Here is a 17,454-nt window from a genome sequence, read left to right as displayed (position 1 = left end):
TGTCAGAGGACCTTTGCGATCGCGCGGCGCTCGGCCGCGGGCGAGACCGCGAGCACGCCGCGGTCGGAGGGGAGGAGGTCGTCGAGCGCCTCGGCGTCGACGGAGGAGGCGACCACGGTGAACGCGTCGTCGGCGGCGCGGGCGGCGTCGAGCTCGGCCCGGATCGCGCCGCGCAGCTGCGGGTCGGTGACCGTGTCGAGGTCGTCGAGCACCAGGATCGGCGGGGCCGACTCCAGGGCCGATCGGACGTCGGCGACGGGGTCGGCGGCTCCGGCGAGGCGCACCAGCCCGACCCGGCCGCGCACGGCGGCGGAGCGGATCGGCACGACCAGGCCCGCGACCTTCAGGCGCCCGGAGTCGGGGGCGAGCCGACCGGCGATGCTCAGCAGCAGCGCGGTGCGGCCGGAGCGGTGCGGCCCGTGGACCACGAGGGAGGAGCCGGGAGCGACCCGCAGCGAGACGCCGCTGTAGACGGGACCGTCGGGTCCGTCGAGGCGGAGGTCCTCGGCCGCGATCACGTCCGTGGATCCGGGCTCCGGCCAGTCGGCCAGCGCGAGCTCCTTCGTGAGGCCCTCGCCCTCGACGTCGAAGGACGGCAGGACGCGGTCGAGCCAGCGCGGCATGTGCCAGGCGCGGTCGCCGAGCAGGTGCAGCACGGCGGGCACCAGCGTCATCCGCACGATGAACGCGTCGACGAAGACGCCCACGGCGAGCCCGAGCGCGATCGGCTTGATGTTGGTGTCCCCCTCCGGCACGAAGGCGGCGAAGACCGAGAACATGATGACCGCGGCGGCCGTGACCACCTTGGCCGAGCCGACGAAGCCCGACTCGACGGCGGCGCGCGCCGGCCTCCCGTGCACGTAGTCCTCGCGCATCCGCGAGACCAGGAACACCTCGTAGTCCATCGCGAGGCCGAAGAGCACGCCCATCAGGATGATCGGCATGAAGCTGATGATCGGGCCCGTCTTGTCGACGTGCAGAGCGTCCGAGAACCATCCCCACTCGAACACCGCCGCCACGGCGCCGAAGGACGCACCGACCGACAGCAGGTAGCCCAGCGTCGCCTTGATCGGCACCCAGAGCGAGCGGAACACCATCGTCAGCAGCACCAGCGACAGGCCCACGACGAGCAGGCCGAACGGCAGTAGGGCCTTGGCGAGAGTGTCCGAGATGTCGATCCCGACCGCGGTCTGGCCGGTCACCGCGAGGTCGACGCCGTACTCCTGCTGGAAGTAGTCGTGCTTGTCGCGGATCTCGGCGACCAGCGCCTTGGTGGCCTCGGAGTCGGGGCCGCCCTCGGGAATGACCTGGATGATGCCGGTGTCGGCGGTCTCGTTGGGCGTCGCGAGCGGCACCGAGGCGACTCCGTCGAGCTTCTCGATCTCGCCCTTGAGGTCGTCCATCAGGCCGAGCGGATCGGTCGAGCCGATGATCGTGCCGGTGACGATGAGCGGGCCGTTGTAGCCGGCGCCGAAGTTCTCGGCGAGCAGGTCGTAGGTGGTGCGCGCGGGAGTGCCCTCGGCCTGGTAGCCGGCGTCCGGCAGGGCGAGGCGGAGGCTGAGCGCCGGGATGCTCGCGACGCCGAGCACGCCGATCACCGCGATGATCGTCACGATCGGGAAGCGCGTGACGACCCGGACCCAGCCGCGGAAGAACCCGCGCGGGACCTCGGCGTGCACGTGGCCGCCGGGGGAGGCGGTCGCTGCCTCCTCGTGCGCCTCGGTGTCGACGTGGGTGCCCGCGGCGGCGGCGGCCTTCGCGGCCTTCTTCTTCGCGCGGCGCTCCTTCGGGCGCAGCCGCGCGCCGGCGAAGCCGAGGAGGGCGGGGGTCAGGGTGAGCGCGATGACCACGGCGATCGCGACTCCGCCCGCCGCTGCGACGCCCATCGTGGTGAGGAACGGGATGCCCGCGACCGAGAGGCCGACGAGCGCGATGATCACGGTCAGGCCCGCGAAGACGACGGCGGAGCCCGCGGTCGCGGTCGCCCGCGCGGTCGACTCCTCCGGGTCCATGCCCTGCTTCAGCTGGTCCTGGTGGCGGCTGATGATGAAGAGGGCGTAGTCGATCCCGACCGCCAGGCCCAGCATCAGCGCCAGGAGCGGCGTGGTCGAGGAGATCGAGGCGAAGCGGGTGGCGATGAAGATGGCCGACATCGAGAGGGCGACGCCGAGCAGTGCGGTGACCAGCGGCATGCCGGCGGCCAGGAACGAGCCGAAGGTGAGCACGAGGACGACGAGGGCGACCACGAGGCCGATCGCCTCCGTGATGGTCACGCCGGGGAGGTTCTGGGCGAAGAGGTCGCCGCCGAGCGAGACCACGGAGCCGGCGGGCAGCGCGTCCTGGAGGGTCGTCGCCTCGGCCTTCAGCGCGTCGCGGCTCTCGGGGCTCGTGGTGGTGGCGGAGCCGTCCATCTGGGCGGTGATGACGAGGGCGTTCCCGGCGTCGGAGATCGTGCCGGAGACGCTGTCGGAGTAGGGGTCCGTGACGGCCGCGACCTCGTCGACGTCGCCGAGCGCGGCGACCGCGTCACTGACGGGGCCCTTCACGTCGGCGTCCTGGACGCTGCCTCCGTCGGGCGCGACGACCACGTACCGCGCGGACGTGCCGCTGACCTGGGGGAAGGTGCGCTCGAGCTGGTCGAGGGCGGTCTGCGACTGCGTGCCCGGGATGGAGAACGTGTTGTCGGTGCCCTGGTTGAGCAGCAGCGCTCCTCCTCCGCCCGCCACCACGATCAGCAGCCACAGGACGGCGACGAGGCGGTGGGCGCGGTACACGCGACGACCGAGACGGTAGAGCAGCGACGACACGCGGTCTCCTGACGATGGGTGGGGAGGATGGCGATACGTCTCTGTACCAGGGCGGAGCCGGGCTCCGATACACGAGCGTATCCGATACAGGACCGTATTCGATACGTGAATGTATCGGATAAGGTGAACGGCGTCGAAGGTGTTGACAGGGCGGGCAGGAGGCTGGTGATGACGGCGATCGACTCCACCCCTCCCGAGACCTCCCGCCGCGGCCGCACCCGCGAGCGCCTGCTCGACGCGGCCTACGACGTCTTCGCCGAGACCGGCGTGCACAGCGCGTCCGTCGAGCAGATCTGCGAGCGCGCCGGGTTCTCGCGCGGCGCCTTCTACTCCAACTTCTCCAGCAAGGAGGAGCTGTTCTTCGCGCTCATGGAGCGGGAGAACGGCGCCCGGGTGACCGCCCTCGTCGAGCAGATGGACCGCACGATCCCGCGCGTCGTCTCGGCCGACGAGCCGCTGACGGCCGAGACGCTGGCCGTGGTCATCCTCGACTTCCTTCAGGGTCCTGCCACCGACAACCGCCGCTGGTGCGTGGTCGAGTCGGAGTTCGAGCTGCTCGCGCTCCGCGACCCGCGGATCGCTCCGCAGTACCGCGACTTCCGCGCCGGCTTCGACGCCTCGCTCGTGCAGATCGTGCACGGGGCGCTGCGCCAGGTGCGCCGCGAGTTCTCCCTCGAGCCCACGACCGCCGTGCGCCTGCTGGTGGCGGGCTACGACGACGCGGTCAAGCAGTCGATCCTCGAGGACGAGTCGGAGCCCGCGTCGCTCGAGCGCCTGCGGGCGACGCTGACGGCGATCGTCCTCGCGATCTCGTCCGCCGACGCCTGAGCCGGGCCGGCTCTCGCGACGGCGGCCGCCGTACCCGCCGGCCGGCTCCGCACCCGGCGGCCGAGCGGCCGCTGGGGAGTGCCGGGTCCGGTCCCCGCTCCTCCGCCCGCGCGACGAGGATGGACCCATGGAACTGCGTCAGCTCGAACACTTCCTCGCCGTCGCGAAGGAGCAGCACTTCACCCGCGCCGCGAGCGCTCTGCAGATCTCGCAGTCGGGCCTCTCGGCGTCGATCCGTGCGCTCGAGAGCGAGCTGGGCAGCCCCCTCTTCACCCGCAGCACGCGCCGGGTCGAGCTGACGCCGGCCGGCCGGGCGATGCTCGCGGAGTCGGAGCGCTCGGTCGCCAGCGCGCTCGCCGCCCGCGACGCGGTTCTCGCCGTGCAGGGGGTGCTCCGCGGGAGCCTCGCGGTCGGCACGGAGGAGTGCCTCGGCGGCGTGCACCTGCCGCGCGAGCTCGCGACCTTCCGCGAGCAGCACCCGGGAGTCGCGCTCCGGCTGATCCACGAGGGGTCCGGCACGCTGCTCGACTCCGTCGCCGCCGGCCGCCTCGACCTGGCGCTGGTCGCCGACATCGGAGCCGTGCCGGGCGGCGTGCGGACGATGCCGCTGGCGAGCGAGGGCTTCGCGGTGCTCGTGCGCCCGGGTCACCCGCTCGCGAGCCGCGTCGGCTGCCGCATCCCGGACCTGGCGGGCGAGACGATCGTGGGGCTGCAGGAGCACTGGGCGGCGAGTCACCTCGCGGCGCGGGCGTTCGCGGCGCACGGCCTCGCGTTCGAGGTCGAGCTCGAGGTGAACGACGTGCACACGCTGCTCGACCTGGTCGAGTACGGCATGGGGATCGCGGTCGTGCCGGCGCACTTCGCCGAGAAGCGCCCGGCCGGGCTGCGGGCGGTGGCGCTCGCCGATCCGCTCCTGGTGTGGCGGACGATGGTGGCGGTGCCGGAGCGGCCGAGCGCCGCGGCCCGCGCGTTCGTCTCGGCCCTCCCGCAGCCGCTGCAGGACGCGGTCTGAGCGGGATCGTGCTCGCAACGGAGGAGGGACCAGCGCCGAGATCCCGCGATCAGCGTCGGACCGGTGCCTCGACCGGATCCCTCCTCCGTCATGAACGGGCTCAGTCGAGCGAGGCCAGCTCCTCGGGCGTGAGCTCCAGGTCGGCCGCCGTGGCGGAGTCGCGGATGCTCTCGGGGCGGGAGGCGCCCGGGATCGGCAGCACGACCGGGGCCTTCGCCAGCTCCCAGGCGAGGCAGACGACCTGCGGCGTCACGCCGCGGGCCTCGGCGACCACCGCGAACGCGGAGTAGCGCGAGCCGAGCTCGCCCGCCGAGGAGATGCCGCCGAGCGGGCTCCACGGCAGGAACGCCAGTCCCAGCTCGGCGCAGAGCTCGAGCTCCGGCTCGCTGGAGCGGAACGACGGCGAGAACTGGTTCTGCACCGAGACCAGGCGCTCGCCGAGGATGCCGTGCGCCTCGCGGATCTGGTCCGGGTCGGCGTTCGAGATGCCCGCGCGGAGGACGACGCCCTCGTCGAGCAGCTCGGCCAGCGCTCCGATCGAGTCGGCGTAGGGGACCGCCGGGTCGGGCCGGTGGTACTGGTAGAGGCCGATCGCATCGACGCCGAGGCGCTTCGCGGACGCGCGAGCCGCCTCCTTGAGGTACTCGGGGCGGCCGTCCTGATCCCAGGGGCCGGGCTCGCGGCGCAGGTGGCCGCCCTTGGTGGCGACGAGCACGGCGGAGGTGTCGCCGCCGTAGCTGCGCAGCGCCTCCGCGATCAGCAGCTCGTTGTGGCCGAGGTCGTCCTGGGTGGCGAGGTGGTAGGCGTCGGCCGTGTCGATCAGGGTCACGCCGGCGTCGAGGGCGGCGTGGATCGTGGCGATCGAGCGCTCGCGGTCCGGGCGGCCCTCGATCGACATCGGCATGCCGCCGAGTCCGATCGCGCCGACCTGGAGGTCGCCGAGAGTGCGCTGCTTCATGAATGCTCCTTCGCAGTGGGGTGGGTGGTCACCAGGCGTAGTCCTCGGGGGCGGTCCGGTGGCCGGGGAAGATCTCGTCGAGGCGCGCGAGGGCCTCGGCGTCGAGGGTGATGTCGACGGCGGCGACGGCGCTCTCGAGCTGCTCGAGCGTCCGCGGCCCGGTGATCGGACCGGTGACGGCGGGCTGGTGGAGGAGCCACGCCAGCGCCAGCTCGCCGGGCGCCTCGCCGCGCTCGCGGGCGAACGCCTCCCACTGCTCCAGGGCGGGGCGGTACTCCTCGATCGCGGCGAGGGTGCGCTCGGAGGAGCGGCGCCCGCCCTCCGCGGTCTTCTCGAGCACGCCGCCCAGCAGTCCGCCCTGCAGCGGCGACCAGGGGATGACGCCGAGCCCGTAGTGCAGCGCGGCGGGCAGGACCTCGCGCTCGACGTCGCGGACGAGCAGGTTGTAGATCGACTGCTCGGAGGCGAGGCCGGTGAAGTGGCGGGCGCGCGCCGCCTCCTGCGCCTGGGCGAGGTGCCAGCCGGCGAAGTTGCTGGAGCCGACGTAGAGGACCTTGCCCTGCTGGACGGCGACCTCCATCGCCTGCCAGATCTCGTCCCAGGGCGTCGTCCGGTCGACGTGGTGGAACTGGTAGAGGTCGATGTGGTCCGTCTGCAGGCGGCGGAGGCTCTCGTCGAGCGCGCGGCGCAGGGTGAGCGCCGAGAGGCGGCCGCCGTTGGGCCAGGAGTCGCGGCCGCGCTCGGCTCCGGGAGCGGCGAACTCGCCCATGTCGCCGAAGACCTTGGTCGCGAGGACGGTGCGCTCGCGGCGCTCGCCGCCCTGCGCGAACCAGCGGCCCACGATCTCCTCGGTGGCGCCGCGGCCGGCCTCGCCTCCGTACACGTTGGCCGTGTCGAAGAAGTTGACGCCCAGCTCGTGCGCGCGGTCCATGATCGCGAACGAGTCGGACTCCTCGGTCTGCATGCCGAAGTTCATGGTGCCGAGGACGGTGCGGGAGACGGACAGGCCGGTGCGACCGAGGTGCGTGTACTGCATGGTCCCAGTCGACTCCGGTTCGGGCCGCGTGTCCAACAGGTGCTCGGCATGGGTGCGATCGACGGGGGAGGTCAATCGGGGGCGCGCCGTCCAGGGGCCGCCCCGCGCCCCGCCTCGGGCCTGCGCGTCGGCCGGGTCCAGCGGCCTCGACCGGATCGCCCGCAGCCCGCTGGGCGCGGTGGCGCCCGGCCGCCCGGGTGCCGGGTTAGAGTCGCGGAATGGTCCGGACGACGCAGCGCCTCGTGATCGCCCTCTCCGCCGTGGTCCTGCTCGCCGGCTGCACGGCGGAGGCGACGAACCCCGCCGCCCCACCCGCCGAGCCGACCGCCTCCACCGCACCGCCCGCCGCCGGAGCCGACTCCGCGCCGCGGCCGGTGCCGAGCGTCTCGACCACTCCCGCACCCGTCGAGGACGTCTCGGGCGAGTGCGTCGTCCAGGCGCTCGACGAGGGGACGCTCGACGGCGTCGACCTCGAGCGCGTGCGCGACCGCGGCACCCGCGTCGGCGCGACCGGGACGGCGAGCACCGCCTCCGACGGCGCCCCGGCCTCCTACCTGGTGGCAGCGGGCGACATCAGCGAGCGGATCGCGGACCGGTTCTGCATCAGCTCCGACTACCTCTCCGCGCTGAACTCGGTGCGCCGCGACGGCGTCGACATCGACAGCCTCTACGGCGGCGACACCCTCAACCTCCGCCCGACGACCGTCCTGAGCGTCGGCGACCAGAACGGCCGCGTCCTCGACAACGCCGAGCCCGACGACCTCCCCGCGCAGACCGGCTGACGCCGCGCCCGCCGCCACTCCTCCCGCCTCGCAGCAGCACGCGACCACCGCGGAAGGCGCGGATCCGACGGCATGTGCGCGGCGCTCAGCCCAGGACGCCGATCAGGACCGCCGATACGGCGACGGTCGCCGCGAGCCCGGTCGTCCGCGAGCGGCGGCGCGCCGGGTCCTCGAACCACGGCAGCCCGTCCCAGCGCAGCACGGCGCCGGCCGCCCCGGCCGCGGTGAGAGCCACCAGCACGGCCCAGGGGAGCAGCGTCAGCGCCGACCAGTCGACGAGCGCCCGCCCGAGCAGCAGCACGGCGACGGCCTCGACGCCGCGGGCGAGCGTCCGGACGCGGTCGCGGTCGAGGAACCCGGCCGCCCGGCGCCACGGGATGCTCCCCAGGGCGAAGCGGCCGACGGTGAACGCGACGACGAGCAGGACGAGGATCGAGGCGACCATCACGACTCCTCCCCGGCGCGCTGCAGCAGGCGCAGGCCGAGCTCGTCGACCGAGCTCGCCGTGTCTCCGTTGACGAACACGGCCACGCCGCGCTCCCGGTCCATCGCGAGCATCGTCGAGTAGCCGGAGGTCCCTCCGTTGTGCCAGGTCACGGATCCGCCGTCCTCCGACTCCGAGGTGAACCAGCCGAGGCCGATCCGCGCCCCGTCGGCGTCGAATCGGGGATCCAGGACGCTCGCCGCGGGCACGCCCAGCGCGGGGTCGTCGGTGAGGAGGGCCTGCGCGTAGCGGGCCATGTCCGCCGCCGTGGAGCGGACGCCGCCCGCCGGCGCGTAGCCCGCCATCGTCCACGCGTCGACGGACCGCCCGCTCGCCGAGAAGCCGGTCGGCGCGTCGGCGGGGAGGGCGTCCGCGGTCTCCGGGACGGAGGTCGCGGACATCCCGAGCGGAGCGAGGACGCGCTCGCGGAGGAGGTCGGCGTAGTCGCGGCCCTCGGCGCGGGCGAGCGTCTGGCCCAGCACCGCCGCACCGAGGTTCGAGTAGGCGTGCACGTGCTCGCCCTGGTCCGCCTCGGCGGCCTGCCGGAGGACGTCGTCGGCCGACCAGCCCGCGTAGGGGTCCGTGCCGCGAAGCTGGGCGACGAGCGTCGAGGCGAGGTCGCCGACACCGGTGGGGAGGCGCGGCAGGCCGGAGCGGTGGGTCGCCAGCTCCTCGAGCGTCCCGGTGAAGCCGCCGACGTCGGCGTGCTCCGCGGCGGGGTCCTCGAGCCCGACGGTCCCGTCGGCGACGCTCCGGGCGAGGAGGAGCGCGGTCATCGTCTTCGTGACCGATCCGATCTCGACCTCGGTCCGCTCGTCGGCTCCGAGTCCGCCGTAGCGCACGCCGTCGGGCGTGATCACGGCCGCGACGAGGTGGTTCCGCGCCCCGTCTCCGACGTCGGTCCGGAGCCACCCGGCGATCTCGGCGTCGCCCGTCGCCTCGGTCGAGAGGGTCGGAGCGGAGGGACGGAGCAGCACTCCGCCGAGCAGGACGACGGCCGCGGCGGAGGCGGCGGCGAGGGCGAGGCGGCGGCGGGTCATCGCGGTCCTCCGGAGGCGAGCAGGATCACGAGCAGGGGGACGAGGCGCTCCGGCGGGACGCCGTAGCGGCCGCGGCCGCGCGCCTCCAGCCAGCCGGCGGCGACCAGCTGGTTGACGTGGTGGTAGATCTGCCCGGTGGTGCCCGCGCCCTCGCTATCGGCGAGCTGGGCGACGGTCTCGACTCCGCCGGCCACCGCCTGCAGGAACCGCAGACGCACGGGGCTGCCCAGCGCGGCGAGCGCGGTCGGCCCGGGGCTCGCTCCCCAGTCGCGCTCGAAGAACGCGTCGGTGCTGAGGCCGTACTGCCACTCGACGGGGCCGGCCGGAGTGGCGACCGAGCCGGCGAAGACGACTCCGCCGGGAGAGGGCAGGCGCTCGCGGAGAGCGGTCAGGGCCCAGAGCGGATCGTCGGCGGCGGGCGCGGCGGGAGTGTCGGCGCGCTCGAGGCGGTCCAGCCGCGCTCGGAGCTCGTCGACCTCGCCGGCGAGGTCTCGGGAGGAGGTCATGCTCCACTATTGCAAACATTCCGTAATCACGGAACTCCGGAGCGGAGCCGGTACCGCAGGAGTCGCGGTGGTCCAGCTCGACCACCGCGACTCCTGCGGACTCGGATCGCCCGGAGGCTCAGCCGAAGTGGCGCGGCAGCACGGCGCCGTTCACCGAGCGGAGCTCGTCCAGCGGCAGCGTGAAGAGGCCCTGCACCTCGACCGCGGGGGTCGCCGCGTCGGTCACGCCGATGCGCAGCACCGGGTAGCCCCGGCCCTCGCAGAGCCCGCGGAACTTCACGTCGTCCTCGCGCGGCACCGACACGAGCACGCGGCCGGTCGACTCCGAGAACAGCGCGGCCGTCGCGTCGACGCCGTCGCGCTCCATCAGCTCGTCGAGCCAGATGCGCGCCCCGACGCCGAAGCGCAGCGCCGACTCGGCCAGCGCCACCACGAGCCCGCCGTCGGCGAGGTCGTGAGCGGAGGCGATGAGCGACTCCTTCGCGCCCGCCGAGATCAGCTCGGCCAGCGCGCGCTCGGCGGCCAGGTCGAGCTGCGGGGGCAGCCCGCCGAGGTGGTCGTGGATCGTGCCGGCCCACGCGGAGCCGTCGAGCTCGTCGCGGGTGGTGCCGAGGAGGTAGAGGTTGTCGCCCTCGTCCTGCCAGCCGGAGGGGATGCGGCGCGCGACGTCGTCGATCACGCCGAGGACGCCGACGACCGGGGTCGGGAAGATCGGCACGTCGCCGGTCTGGTTGTAGAACGAGACGTTGCCGCCGGTGACGGGGATCTCGAGCTCGAGGCAGGCGTCGGCGAGCGCGCCCACGGCCTCGCGGAACTGCCACATCACCTCGGGGTTCTCGGGGCTGCCGAAGTTGAGGCAGTCCGAGACGGCGACCGGGGTCGCTCCGGTGACGGCGACGTTGCGGAACGCCTCCGCCAGCGCCAGGCGGGCGCCCTGCGCCGGGTCGAGCTGGCACCAGCGCCCGTTCGCGTCGGTCGCGACCGCGAAGCCGAGGCCCGACTCCTCGTCGACGCGGACCATGCCGCCGTCGTCGGGATAGCTGAGCGCGGTGTTGCCGAGCACGTAGCGGTCGTACTGCGAGGTGATCCAGCTCTTGTCGGCGAGGTTCGCCGAGCCCAGGAGCGCCAGGGTCTCGGCGCGCAGCGCGTCGCCGCCGGTCGAGCGGGGCAGTCGGGAGGAGGAGTCGGCCTGCAGCGCGTCGAGCCAGGAGGGGTACTCGATCGGGCGCTCGTAGACCGGGCCGTCGACCGCGACGGTTCGCGGGTCGACGTTGACGATCTCCTCGCCGTGCCAGTTGATGATGAGGCGGCCGGAGTCGGTGACCTCGCCGAGCACGCTGGTCTCGACGTCCCACTTGCCGACGACCTCGAGGAACGCGTCGAGCTTCTCGGGCGTGACGACGGCCATCATCCGCTCCTGCGACTCCGACATGAGGATCTCCTCCGCCGTGAGCGAGGGGTCGCGCAGCAGCACCGAGTCGAGCTCGATGAACATGCCGCCGTCGCCGTTGGAGGCCAGCTCCGAGGTGGCGCACGAGATGCCCGCGGCGCCCAGGTCCTGGATGCCCTCGACGAGGTCCTTGCGGAACAGCTCGAGGCAGCACTCGATGAGCACCTTCTCGGCGAACGGGTCGCCGACCTGCACCGCGGGGCGCTTGGTCGGTCCGCCGTCGGCGAAGGTGTCGGAGGCGAGGATCGACGCGCCGCCGATGCCGTCGCCTCCGGTGCGCGCCCCGAAGAGCACGACCTTGTTGCCGACGCCGCGGGCGTTCGCGAGGTGCAGGTCCTCGTGGCGGAGGACGCCGACGGCCAGCGCGTTGACGAGCGGGTTGCCCTGGTAGACGGAGTCGAAGTAGGTCTCGCCGCCGATGTTCGGCAGGCCGAGGCAGTTGCCGTAGAAGGAGATGCCGGCCACGACGCCGTGCACCACGCGCGCGGTGTCGGGGTCGTCGATCGCCCCGAAGCGCAGCGCGTCCATGACCGCGACCGGCCGGGCGCCCATCGAGATGATGTCGCGGACGATGCCGCCGACCCCCGTCGCCGCACCCTGGAAGGGCTCGATGTAGCTCGGGTGGTTGTGGCTCTCGATCTTGAAGGTCACGGCCCAGCCCTCGCCGACGTCGACCACTCCGGCGTTCTCGCCCATGCCGACCATGAGGTTCTTCTTCATGGCGGGGGAGACCTTCTGCCCGAACTGGCGGAGGTACATCTTCGACGACTTGTAGGAGCAGTGCTCGCTCCACATCACCGAGTACATCGCGAGCTCGCCGCTCGTGGGGCGGCGGCCGAGGATCTCGCGGATGCTCGCGTACTCGTCGGGCTTGAGTCCGAGGGCCGCGTAGGGCTGCTCCCGCTCGGGCGTCGCCTCCGCGTTCGCAGTGGTGTCGGGAACGGCGGTGCGGCTGTCTGCCATGTGCTGGAGGCTCCAGGGGAGGGGGACGGGATGCGCGTCGATCCTACCCGCCGCGGTCGCCGCGGCCCGGGCCCTCCGGTGGAGCGGTGCGGGCACCGGCGCCTAGGATCGGGCGGGTGAAGCGGGCGGCTCTGATCGGGACCGTGCTGTGGGGGCTCTACCAGTGCTTCGGGAACCTCGGAGCGGCGAACATCTCGTCGGACGAGCCCGTGTACCTCGCCGCGGGGTGGGACTACCTGCACGGCGACGTGAGCGCGAACCTCGAGCATCCGCCGACGGCGAAGTACCTGATCGGGCTCGCGCAGGTGCTGCTCGGCGAGGGGCTGCTCGCGGGCAGGATCGCCGCCGGCGCGGCCGCGTTCCTCACCGGGGTGGTGCTCTGGCTCTGGTTCCGGCGCGAGCTCGGCCCGACGCTCGCGCTCGTCCCGGCCGGCCTGTTCCTCCTCCTCCCGCGCACCGCCGTGGGCGCCGGCACCCGGATCGACCGCCTCGCGCTCCTGGAGCCGTTCATGGTGCTCTTCGCCGTCGCGGCGATGGCGGCGGCGTGGACCTGGTCGCGCGCCTCCCCGGGCAGGCGGAGCGGCTGGCTGATCGCGCTGGCCGGTGCGCTGCTGGCGCTGTCGGTCACCTCGAAGCTGACCACCGCGGTCCTCGCGCCCGTGCTCCTGCTGCCGCTGCTGTGGTCGGGGAGCAGGGCCCGGGCTCTGCGGGGCGGCCTCGCCCTCTCCGTCGCGTTCGTCGTCACCGGGGTGCTCGCCTACCTGCCGGTGCACCCGGTCGAGGCGGTCCGGTATCTGCTCGAGGTCCAGTCCGAGCACAACGCCGACGGCCACCTGATCGAGGTCGCCGGGACCGCGTACGTCTTCCCTCCGTGGTGGGCGAACCTCTGGTTCATGGTCGTCGGCATCGGGCCGGCGGCGCTCGCCGTGCTGCTCCTCGGGACCCTGCTGGCCCTGCTCGCTCCGCGGCGCCGCGCGCTGGTGCTCTACCTGGGCGCCGCGACGCTGCTCCTCCTCGTGTTCCACCTGGCGATCAGCTCGGTCGCGCTGCCGCACTACTACGCGGCGTGGGCGTGGCTCCTCTGCGCGCTGGCGGGCATCGGCATCGCGGAGGCACTGCGCGGCGGGATCGTGCTGCCCGCACCCCTCGCCCGCGGCGCCGGCGCGGTGCTGCTGGCCGCCTCCCTCGTGATCGCGATCGCCACCTCGGCGGGGATCGCCCAGGAGCGGCCGACCGGGATCGCGCGGGTGGCCGACGTGCTGCGCGAGCGCGGCCTCGACGGCGGCCTGGTCCTCGCGCAGGGCATGTCCTCGGGCGTCTACGTGCCCTACATCGGCGACCGGGTGACGACCGATCCGTCGTCCGCAGGGATCGTCGCCATCGCGATCGAGCGGTCGGCGCGCTTCCCCGTCGATCCGCGCGTGTCCGCCTACCTCGAGTCGGCGCGGCCCGAGACGGTGCGGCTCGACGACCTCACCCTCGTGCTGGTCGACGGACCGCTGCCGTGACCGCTCACTTCGAGCGGCAGGCCCCCGGATCGACGGCGTCCGTCAGCGAGGCGGCCCGCTCGACCACGGGAGTGAGGACCGAGAGCGGGATGGCGTAGCCGACGTTGTCGACGGAGGCGGCCTTGCCGAAGACCACGCCCGACACGGTGCCCTCGAGAGAGAGCAGCGGGCCGCCCGAGTTGCCCTGGTTGACGACGGCGGCGAGGGTCAGCACCTCGCGTGAGGTCGGTGCTCCGTCGACCATCAGCGAGACCGTGGCGTCGGAGGAGATCTCGGCCGAGCCGAGGGTCAGCGGGCCGCCGAAGGGGTAGCCCGCGACCACCGCGTCGTCCCCGGCGGCGACGGCGTCGTCGAGCGGGAGCGGGGAGGCGTCGAGCCCGTCGACGGCGATCACGGCGAGGTCGGCGGCCGGGTCCAGGTAGACGACTCGGCCGGTGCGCGGGGCCTCGCCCGGCGCCTCGACGACCGGCTGCGAGACTCCGCCGACCACGTGCGCGTTGGTGATCACGCGGTCGTCCGAGACGACGAAGCCGCTGCCCGTCACTCCGACGTCACAGGCCCAGGCCGTGCCGGAGACGCGCACGACCGAGCGGGTGGCGGCGGCGACCTCCGGGTCGTCGGTCGAGACGTCCGGGATCGCGGGCGCCTGGGTGGGAGCGTCGAGCGCCTCGACGACCCACGACGTGCCCTCGTCGACCACGGTCGACTGCAGCTGGGCGAGGAAGGCGCGGACGGGGGAGGGGGTGAGGTCGTCGATCGTGCGGATGACCGTCGATCCGGCGACCGAGGTCGTGACGAGGGGGACGCCGAGGAGGGAGACGGCCGAGGTGACGGCGATCCAGACCAGGCCGGAGATCGCGACGCCGGCGACGCCGCCCGCGAGCCGGTCGAGCAGGCCGAGCTTCACGCGGTCGGCTCCGCGGCCGATGACCGCGCCGAGCGTCGCTCCGATCGCGTAGCCGACGCCCAGCAGCAGCACGGCGGTGCCGATCACGGCGAGCAGGCGCCACTCGCTGCCGGCCGCCCACGACGAGACGGCGGGCACGGCGAACGAGGCGCCGATCGCGCCCGCGACGATCCCGGCGAGACCGCCGAGGGTCCGGAGCAGACCGCGCCGCAGACCGTCGACGAGCGCGCCGATGAGGCTCAGCACGACGATGACGTCGACGATCACGGATGCACCCACGCGGAACTCCTGCCGGTGTCGGGGACGGGTCCTCCAGCATGACCGACGCGGGATGCGCGGACGCCCGGAGGCGGCTGGCAGTCCGCGGCGGCTGAGGTGCGCGGGACGGCGGCGGCGGCGCGGGAGCCGGACACCGCCGGCAGCGCGCTGCCGCCGGCCGGGCGCTGCAGCCGAGCGGGCGGTGCCTCCTAGAAGAACGAGATGCAGTACGGCGTCGCGATCGGCGCGAACAGGCGGTCCATCCGCCCCGCCTCGCCCGTGACGCGCGCCAGCCCGGCCTTCGCCAGGATCGACGGCCGCACCGAGCCCAGCAGCAGCGAGCCCAGGTCGGCCACGTCCAGCGCGAGCTCGGCCTCGTCCCCGGTGCGCTCCACGGTGGCGGAGCCGCCCGAGGCGGTGAGGCGGTAGCGGCCGTCGGCGAGCCCGAGCCCGTCGGCCACCTCGACGACGACCGAGCCGTCAGCGGTCCACGGCCGGGCCGAGAACGCGGCGGCGACGTCGAGGATCCGCAGCCAGATCAGGTCGCCCACGTGGCTCACCTGCACCACGCGCGCGTCGCGGAGCGCCCAGGTCAGCGGGTCGTCCACCGGCGCCATGTCCCAGGTCACCGCGGAGGCGAGGTCGACCGCGCCGAGGTAGCCCCAGAGCGCGAGGTAGGCGTCGGCGCCGGGGGCGACGAGGTCGACGATCTCGAGGGTCTTGTCGTCCTCGGGCCCGACCGCGCGGTAGGTCACGAAGCCGTCGAGCGTCCCCTCCTCGTCGAGGTGGACGGCCGAGCGGACGTCGAGGCCGGGCGTGGTCTCGCCGGACGCGGTGCCGACGGAGTTCGCCTCGTAGCGCGACTGGCGGGTCAGCGAGCCGGGGGTCGACGCCTGGAACGCGGCGAACACCGCGGGGATGCGCGGCTGCAGCCAGCTCGTCGCGACCACCTCGACGCGGCCGGCGGGCTCGGTCTGCAGGCCGAAGCGCGGCCCGGTGTCGACGCGGATGGAGCGGGTGAAGGCCGAGCGGCCGAAGCCGAACCGGCGGTAGATGGAGGCCTCGCTCGCCGTGAGCGCGGCGACCGGGGTGCCGGCCTCCTTCGCCAGGCGCAGGTCCTCGGTGATCATCGCGCGCAGGATGCCGCGGCGCCGGTGCGTGGGCCGCACGGTCACCTGCGAGACGAGGTGCGCCGGCAGCTCGCGTCCGCCGCCGACCTGCAGGGCCCCGGGGAACGCCGCGTAGGTGCCGACCGGCACGCCCGCGCCGTCGAGTCCCTCGGGGGCGGAGGAGTCGACGACCGCGGTCAGCACGCGCTGGTCGGCGACCATGTGCTCGGCCCAGTCCCGCAGCTTCTCCGGCGTGAACTCCTTCTCGTGGAAGCCCGCGTTGATCGCGGTGGCCCACGCGGCGGTGGCGGCGTCGGGACCGCCCTCGTCGTTCAGGGCGGCGGGGAAGCGGCGGAGGTCGAGACCGGTGAGAGGCATCCGTCCAGCCTATTCACCCGGAGTGCGCGGGGGCTGAACCGGTGCGCGAACGGTCACTGCGACGGGCGCGCCCGTAACGCCGACCGCCGTCAGAGCACGGTCCACCGCTTCTCGAGCGCCGCGTCCACCGCCTCCGCGAGCTCGTCCAGCCGCCGGGAGTCGAGGCGCCCCGAGTCCGCGGCCGCCCGGATCCGCCCGCTCATCGCAGCGATCGCCGAGCGCCGCCGCGGCAGGGTCGCGGTGAACGCGCAGTCGCGCAGCAGAACCAGCAGCTCGCCCGCCCGGCCCTGCGCCTCCGCGAGGACCTCGAGCCGCCGCTCGAACGGCGACTCCGGGACCGTCACGCGCAGGAACCCGTCCGGATCCTGGAACGCCGCCGGCGGATCCGGGACCCGCGCGAGCAGCGCCAGAGCGGAGCCCAGCTCGTCCAGACCGCCCTCGTGCGCCAGCTCCCGCAGCCGCGAGTCCACGTCCTCGGCCGGCCCCGCCCCGAGTTCCACCGTTCGCAGCACGAGCGCGTCGAGCCGACGCTCCTCCTCCTCGCCCGGGACCGACGGAGTCGCCGACCACCACGAGAGCACCGGAGTCGCGGCCACCGCGTGCTCGCCGATCCGCCGCTCCAGCGCGATCAGCAGGTCCTCCCGCGCGGCGAGCGCCACCAGCGCGTCCACGTCGACGTGGAGCAGGGTGCCCGAGGCGGGCGGCGCCACCAGCCGGCGTCCGGAGGGAGGGACGGTCTCCGCCCGCGTCCTCGCCCCGGGTCCGCGCTCGCTCGCCCGCAGGATCTCCTCCTCGAGGGTCCGCCGGGGTCGTCGTCGTCCGCTTCCGCGCGCCATGCCGTCACGCTACCGTCGGCCGCATGACCCGGTTCCTCGCCCTCCTCCGCGGAGTGAACGTCAACGGCCGCACCGTCCGCAGCGCCGAGCTCGCCGAGACGGTCGCCGGGATCGGCGTGGACCGGGTGCGGACGGTCCTCGCGAGCGGCAACGCGGCCTTCGACTCCGACCGCCCGGCCGCCGAGCTGAAGCACGCGCTCGAGGCGGCGCTCGCCGAGCGGTTCGGCTACGACGCCTGGATCGTGCTCGTGACGCAGGAGGCGCTCGCCGCGGTGCTCGCCGCCTACCCGTTCCCGCGGATCGACGAGGAGGCGCATCCGTACGTCGTCTTCGGCTCGGACGAGGAGGCGCTCGACGCCGCGCAGGCCGCGATCGGCGAGCCGGATCCGGCGGTCGAGCTCGTCGCCCGGGGCGCCGGTGTCCTCTACTGGCGCTGCCCGCGCGGCTCCTCGACGGACACTCCGGTCGCGAGGATCCTCGCCCGTTCCGCCTACCGCTCCACCACGACGACCCGGAACCTGCGCACCGTCGAGAGGCTCGCGACGGCGTGACGTCCGCGGCCGTGGCGGGGCCGCCTCCGGGCTCTGCGAGC

Annotated in this window: 15 protein-coding genes; 5 read left to right on the top strand and 10 right to left on the bottom strand. The window is 74.0% G+C overall.

The genetic code is table 11. The features are described from left to right. Positions 1-2 precede the first annotated feature (2 nt). A complete protein-coding gene (locus C5C29_RS07675; protein ID WP_104222757.1) occupies positions 3-2,807 on the bottom strand; it encodes an MMPL family transporter in 2,805 nt (934 codons plus the stop codon). A gap of 168 nt (positions 2,808-2,975) precedes the next feature. Between C5C29_RS07675 and C5C29_RS07670 the strand changes: the two genes are divergently transcribed. Beyond that, on the top strand, positions 2,976-3,635 hold the full coding sequence (locus C5C29_RS07670) for a TetR/AcrR family transcriptional regulator (protein ID WP_104234269.1): 660 nt from the start codon (positions 2,976-2,978) through the stop codon (positions 3,633-3,635). Positions 3,636-3,762: 127 nt separating this feature from the next. Next, a complete protein-coding gene (locus C5C29_RS07665; RefSeq protein WP_104222755.1) occupies positions 3,763-4,647 on the top strand; it encodes a LysR family transcriptional regulator in 885 nt (294 codons plus the stop codon). Positions 4,648-4,747: 100 nt separating this feature from the next. Here C5C29_RS07665 and C5C29_RS07660 read toward each other — a convergent pair whose 3' ends face one another. Continuing rightward, positions 4,748-5,605 carry an aldo/keto reductase gene (locus C5C29_RS07660; protein WP_104308195.1) on the bottom strand — a complete coding sequence of 286 codons (858 nt, stop codon included), beginning with the start codon at positions 5,603-5,605 and terminating at the stop codon, positions 4,748-4,750. Between the two features lie 28 nt (positions 5,606-5,633). Continuing rightward, positions 5,634-6,641, bottom strand: coding sequence for an aldo/keto reductase (locus C5C29_RS07655; protein WP_104308194.1), 1,008 nt, complete (start codon positions 6,639-6,641; stop codon positions 5,634-5,636). A gap of 218 nt (positions 6,642-6,859) precedes the next feature. Here C5C29_RS07655 and C5C29_RS07650 point away from each other — a divergent pair, with 218 nt between their 5' ends. Further along, positions 6,860-7,423 (top strand): hypothetical protein, encoded by a 564-nt coding sequence (locus tag C5C29_RS07650; protein WP_104308193.1) that lies wholly within the window; start codon positions 6,860-6,862, stop codon positions 7,421-7,423. Positions 7,424-7,508: 85 nt separating this feature from the next. On the opposite strand, the gene C5C29_RS07645 is transcribed toward C5C29_RS07650, so the two are convergent. The 4 genes from C5C29_RS07645 to purL all read right to left on the bottom strand — a co-directional run bounded on the left by C5C29_RS07645 (position 7,509) and on the right by purL (position 11,866). Further along, entirely contained in the window at positions 7,509-7,868 is a 360-nt protein-coding gene (locus C5C29_RS07645; protein ID WP_104308192.1) for a hypothetical protein, read from the bottom strand. Next, a complete protein-coding gene (locus C5C29_RS07640; RefSeq protein WP_104308191.1) occupies positions 7,868-8,947 on the bottom strand; it encodes a serine hydrolase in 1,080 nt (359 codons plus the stop codon). Before C5C29_RS07640 ends, C5C29_RS07645 begins: the two co-directional genes overlap by 1 nt. Further along, positions 8,944-9,453 (bottom strand): helix-turn-helix transcriptional regulator, encoded by a 510-nt coding sequence (locus C5C29_RS07635; protein WP_104308190.1) that lies wholly within the window; start codon positions 9,451-9,453, stop codon positions 8,944-8,946. Before C5C29_RS07635 ends, C5C29_RS07640 begins: the two co-directional genes overlap by 4 nt. Positions 9,454-9,571: 118 nt before the next feature. Continuing rightward, complete coding sequence (gene purL, locus C5C29_RS07630) at positions 9,572-11,866, bottom strand: phosphoribosylformylglycinamidine synthase subunit PurL (RefSeq protein ID WP_104234263.1); 2,295 nt, start codon at positions 11,864-11,866, stop codon at positions 9,572-9,574. Positions 11,867-11,982: 116 nt separating this feature from the next. Between purL and C5C29_RS07625 the strand changes: the two genes are divergently transcribed. Then, positions 11,983-13,374, top strand: a complete 1,392-nt coding sequence (locus tag C5C29_RS07625; protein ID WP_181074906.1) for a glycosyltransferase family 39 protein — start codon at positions 11,983-11,985, stop codon at positions 13,372-13,374. A gap of 4 nt (positions 13,375-13,378) precedes the next feature. Here the strand turns inward: C5C29_RS07625 and C5C29_RS07620 are convergent, their stop codons facing one another. The 3 genes from C5C29_RS07620 to C5C29_RS07610 all read right to left on the bottom strand — a co-directional run bounded on the left by C5C29_RS07620 (position 13,379) and on the right by C5C29_RS07610 (position 16,862). Next, the gene (locus C5C29_RS07620) at positions 13,379-14,560 is read right to left on the bottom strand and encodes a MarP family serine protease (protein ID WP_258062192.1); all 1,182 of its coding nucleotides are present in this window, start codon (positions 14,558-14,560) and stop codon (positions 13,379-13,381) included. 188 nt (positions 14,561-14,748) lie between these two features. Beyond that, entirely contained in the window at positions 14,749-16,026 is a 1,278-nt protein-coding gene (locus C5C29_RS07615; RefSeq protein WP_104222746.1) for a GNAT family N-acetyltransferase, read from the bottom strand. 89 nt (positions 16,027-16,115) lie between these two features. Next, on the bottom strand, positions 16,116-16,862 hold the full coding sequence (locus tag C5C29_RS07610) for a DUF2254 family protein (RefSeq protein ID WP_104308189.1): 747 nt from the start codon (positions 16,860-16,862) through the stop codon (positions 16,116-16,118). Between the two features lie 23 nt (positions 16,863-16,885). On the opposite strand from C5C29_RS07610, the gene C5C29_RS07605 reads away from it, so the two are divergent. Continuing rightward, a complete protein-coding gene (locus C5C29_RS07605) occupies positions 16,886-17,413 on the top strand; it encodes a DUF1697 domain-containing protein (RefSeq protein ID WP_104308188.1) in 528 nt (175 codons plus the stop codon). Positions 17,414-17,454: the final 41 nt, after the last annotated feature.

Origin of the sequence: Rathayibacter sp. AY1H2 (assembly GCF_002931985.1) — a bacterium.
In the GTDB taxonomy this organism is placed as follows: Bacteria; Actinomycetota; Actinomycetes; order Actinomycetales; family Microbacteriaceae; genus Rathayibacter.
Note: the sequence above shows the minus strand (reverse complement) of the source record. Positions and strands in the feature narration are given on the sequence as shown.

Bases quoted from the DNA above. Each gene is read 5' to 3' on its own strand.
- C5C29_RS07670 (WP_104234269.1), top strand. From the start codon at position 2,976: ATGACGGCGATCGACTCCACCCCTCCCGAGACCTCCCGCCGCGGCCGC.
- C5C29_RS07665 (WP_104222755.1), top strand. From the start codon at position 3,763: ATGGAACTGCGTCAGCTCGAACACTTCCTCGCCGTCGCGAAGGAGCAG.
- C5C29_RS07660 (WP_104308195.1), bottom strand. From the start codon at position 5,605: ATGAAGCAGCGCACTCTCGGCGACCTCCAGGTCGGCGCGATCGGACTC.
- C5C29_RS07655 (WP_104308194.1), bottom strand. From the start codon at position 6,641: ATGCAGTACACGCACCTCGGTCGCACCGGCCTGTCCGTCTCCCGCACC.
- C5C29_RS07650 (WP_104308193.1), top strand. From the start codon at position 6,860: ATGGTCCGGACGACGCAGCGCCTCGTGATCGCCCTCTCCGCCGTGGTC.
- C5C29_RS07645 (WP_104308192.1), bottom strand. From the start codon at position 7,868: ATGGTCGCCTCGATCCTCGTCCTGCTCGTCGTCGCGTTCACCGTCGGC.
- C5C29_RS07640 (WP_104308191.1), bottom strand. From the start codon at position 8,947: ATGACCCGCCGCCGCCTCGCCCTCGCCGCCGCCTCCGCCGCGGCCGTC.
- C5C29_RS07635 (WP_104308190.1), bottom strand. From the start codon at position 9,453: ATGACCTCCTCCCGAGACCTCGCCGGCGAGGTCGACGAGCTCCGAGCG.
- purL (WP_104234263.1), bottom strand. From the start codon at position 11,866: ATGGCAGACAGCCGCACCGCCGTTCCCGACACCACTGCGAACGCGGAG.
- C5C29_RS07615 (WP_104222746.1), bottom strand. From the start codon at position 16,026: ATGCCTCTCACCGGTCTCGACCTCCGCCGCTTCCCCGCCGCCCTGAAC.
- C5C29_RS07610 (WP_104308189.1), bottom strand. From the start codon at position 16,862: ATGGCGCGCGGAAGCGGACGACGACGACCCCGGCGGACCCTCGAGGAG.
- C5C29_RS07605 (WP_104308188.1), top strand. From the start codon at position 16,886: ATGACCCGGTTCCTCGCCCTCCTCCGCGGAGTGAACGTCAACGGCCGC.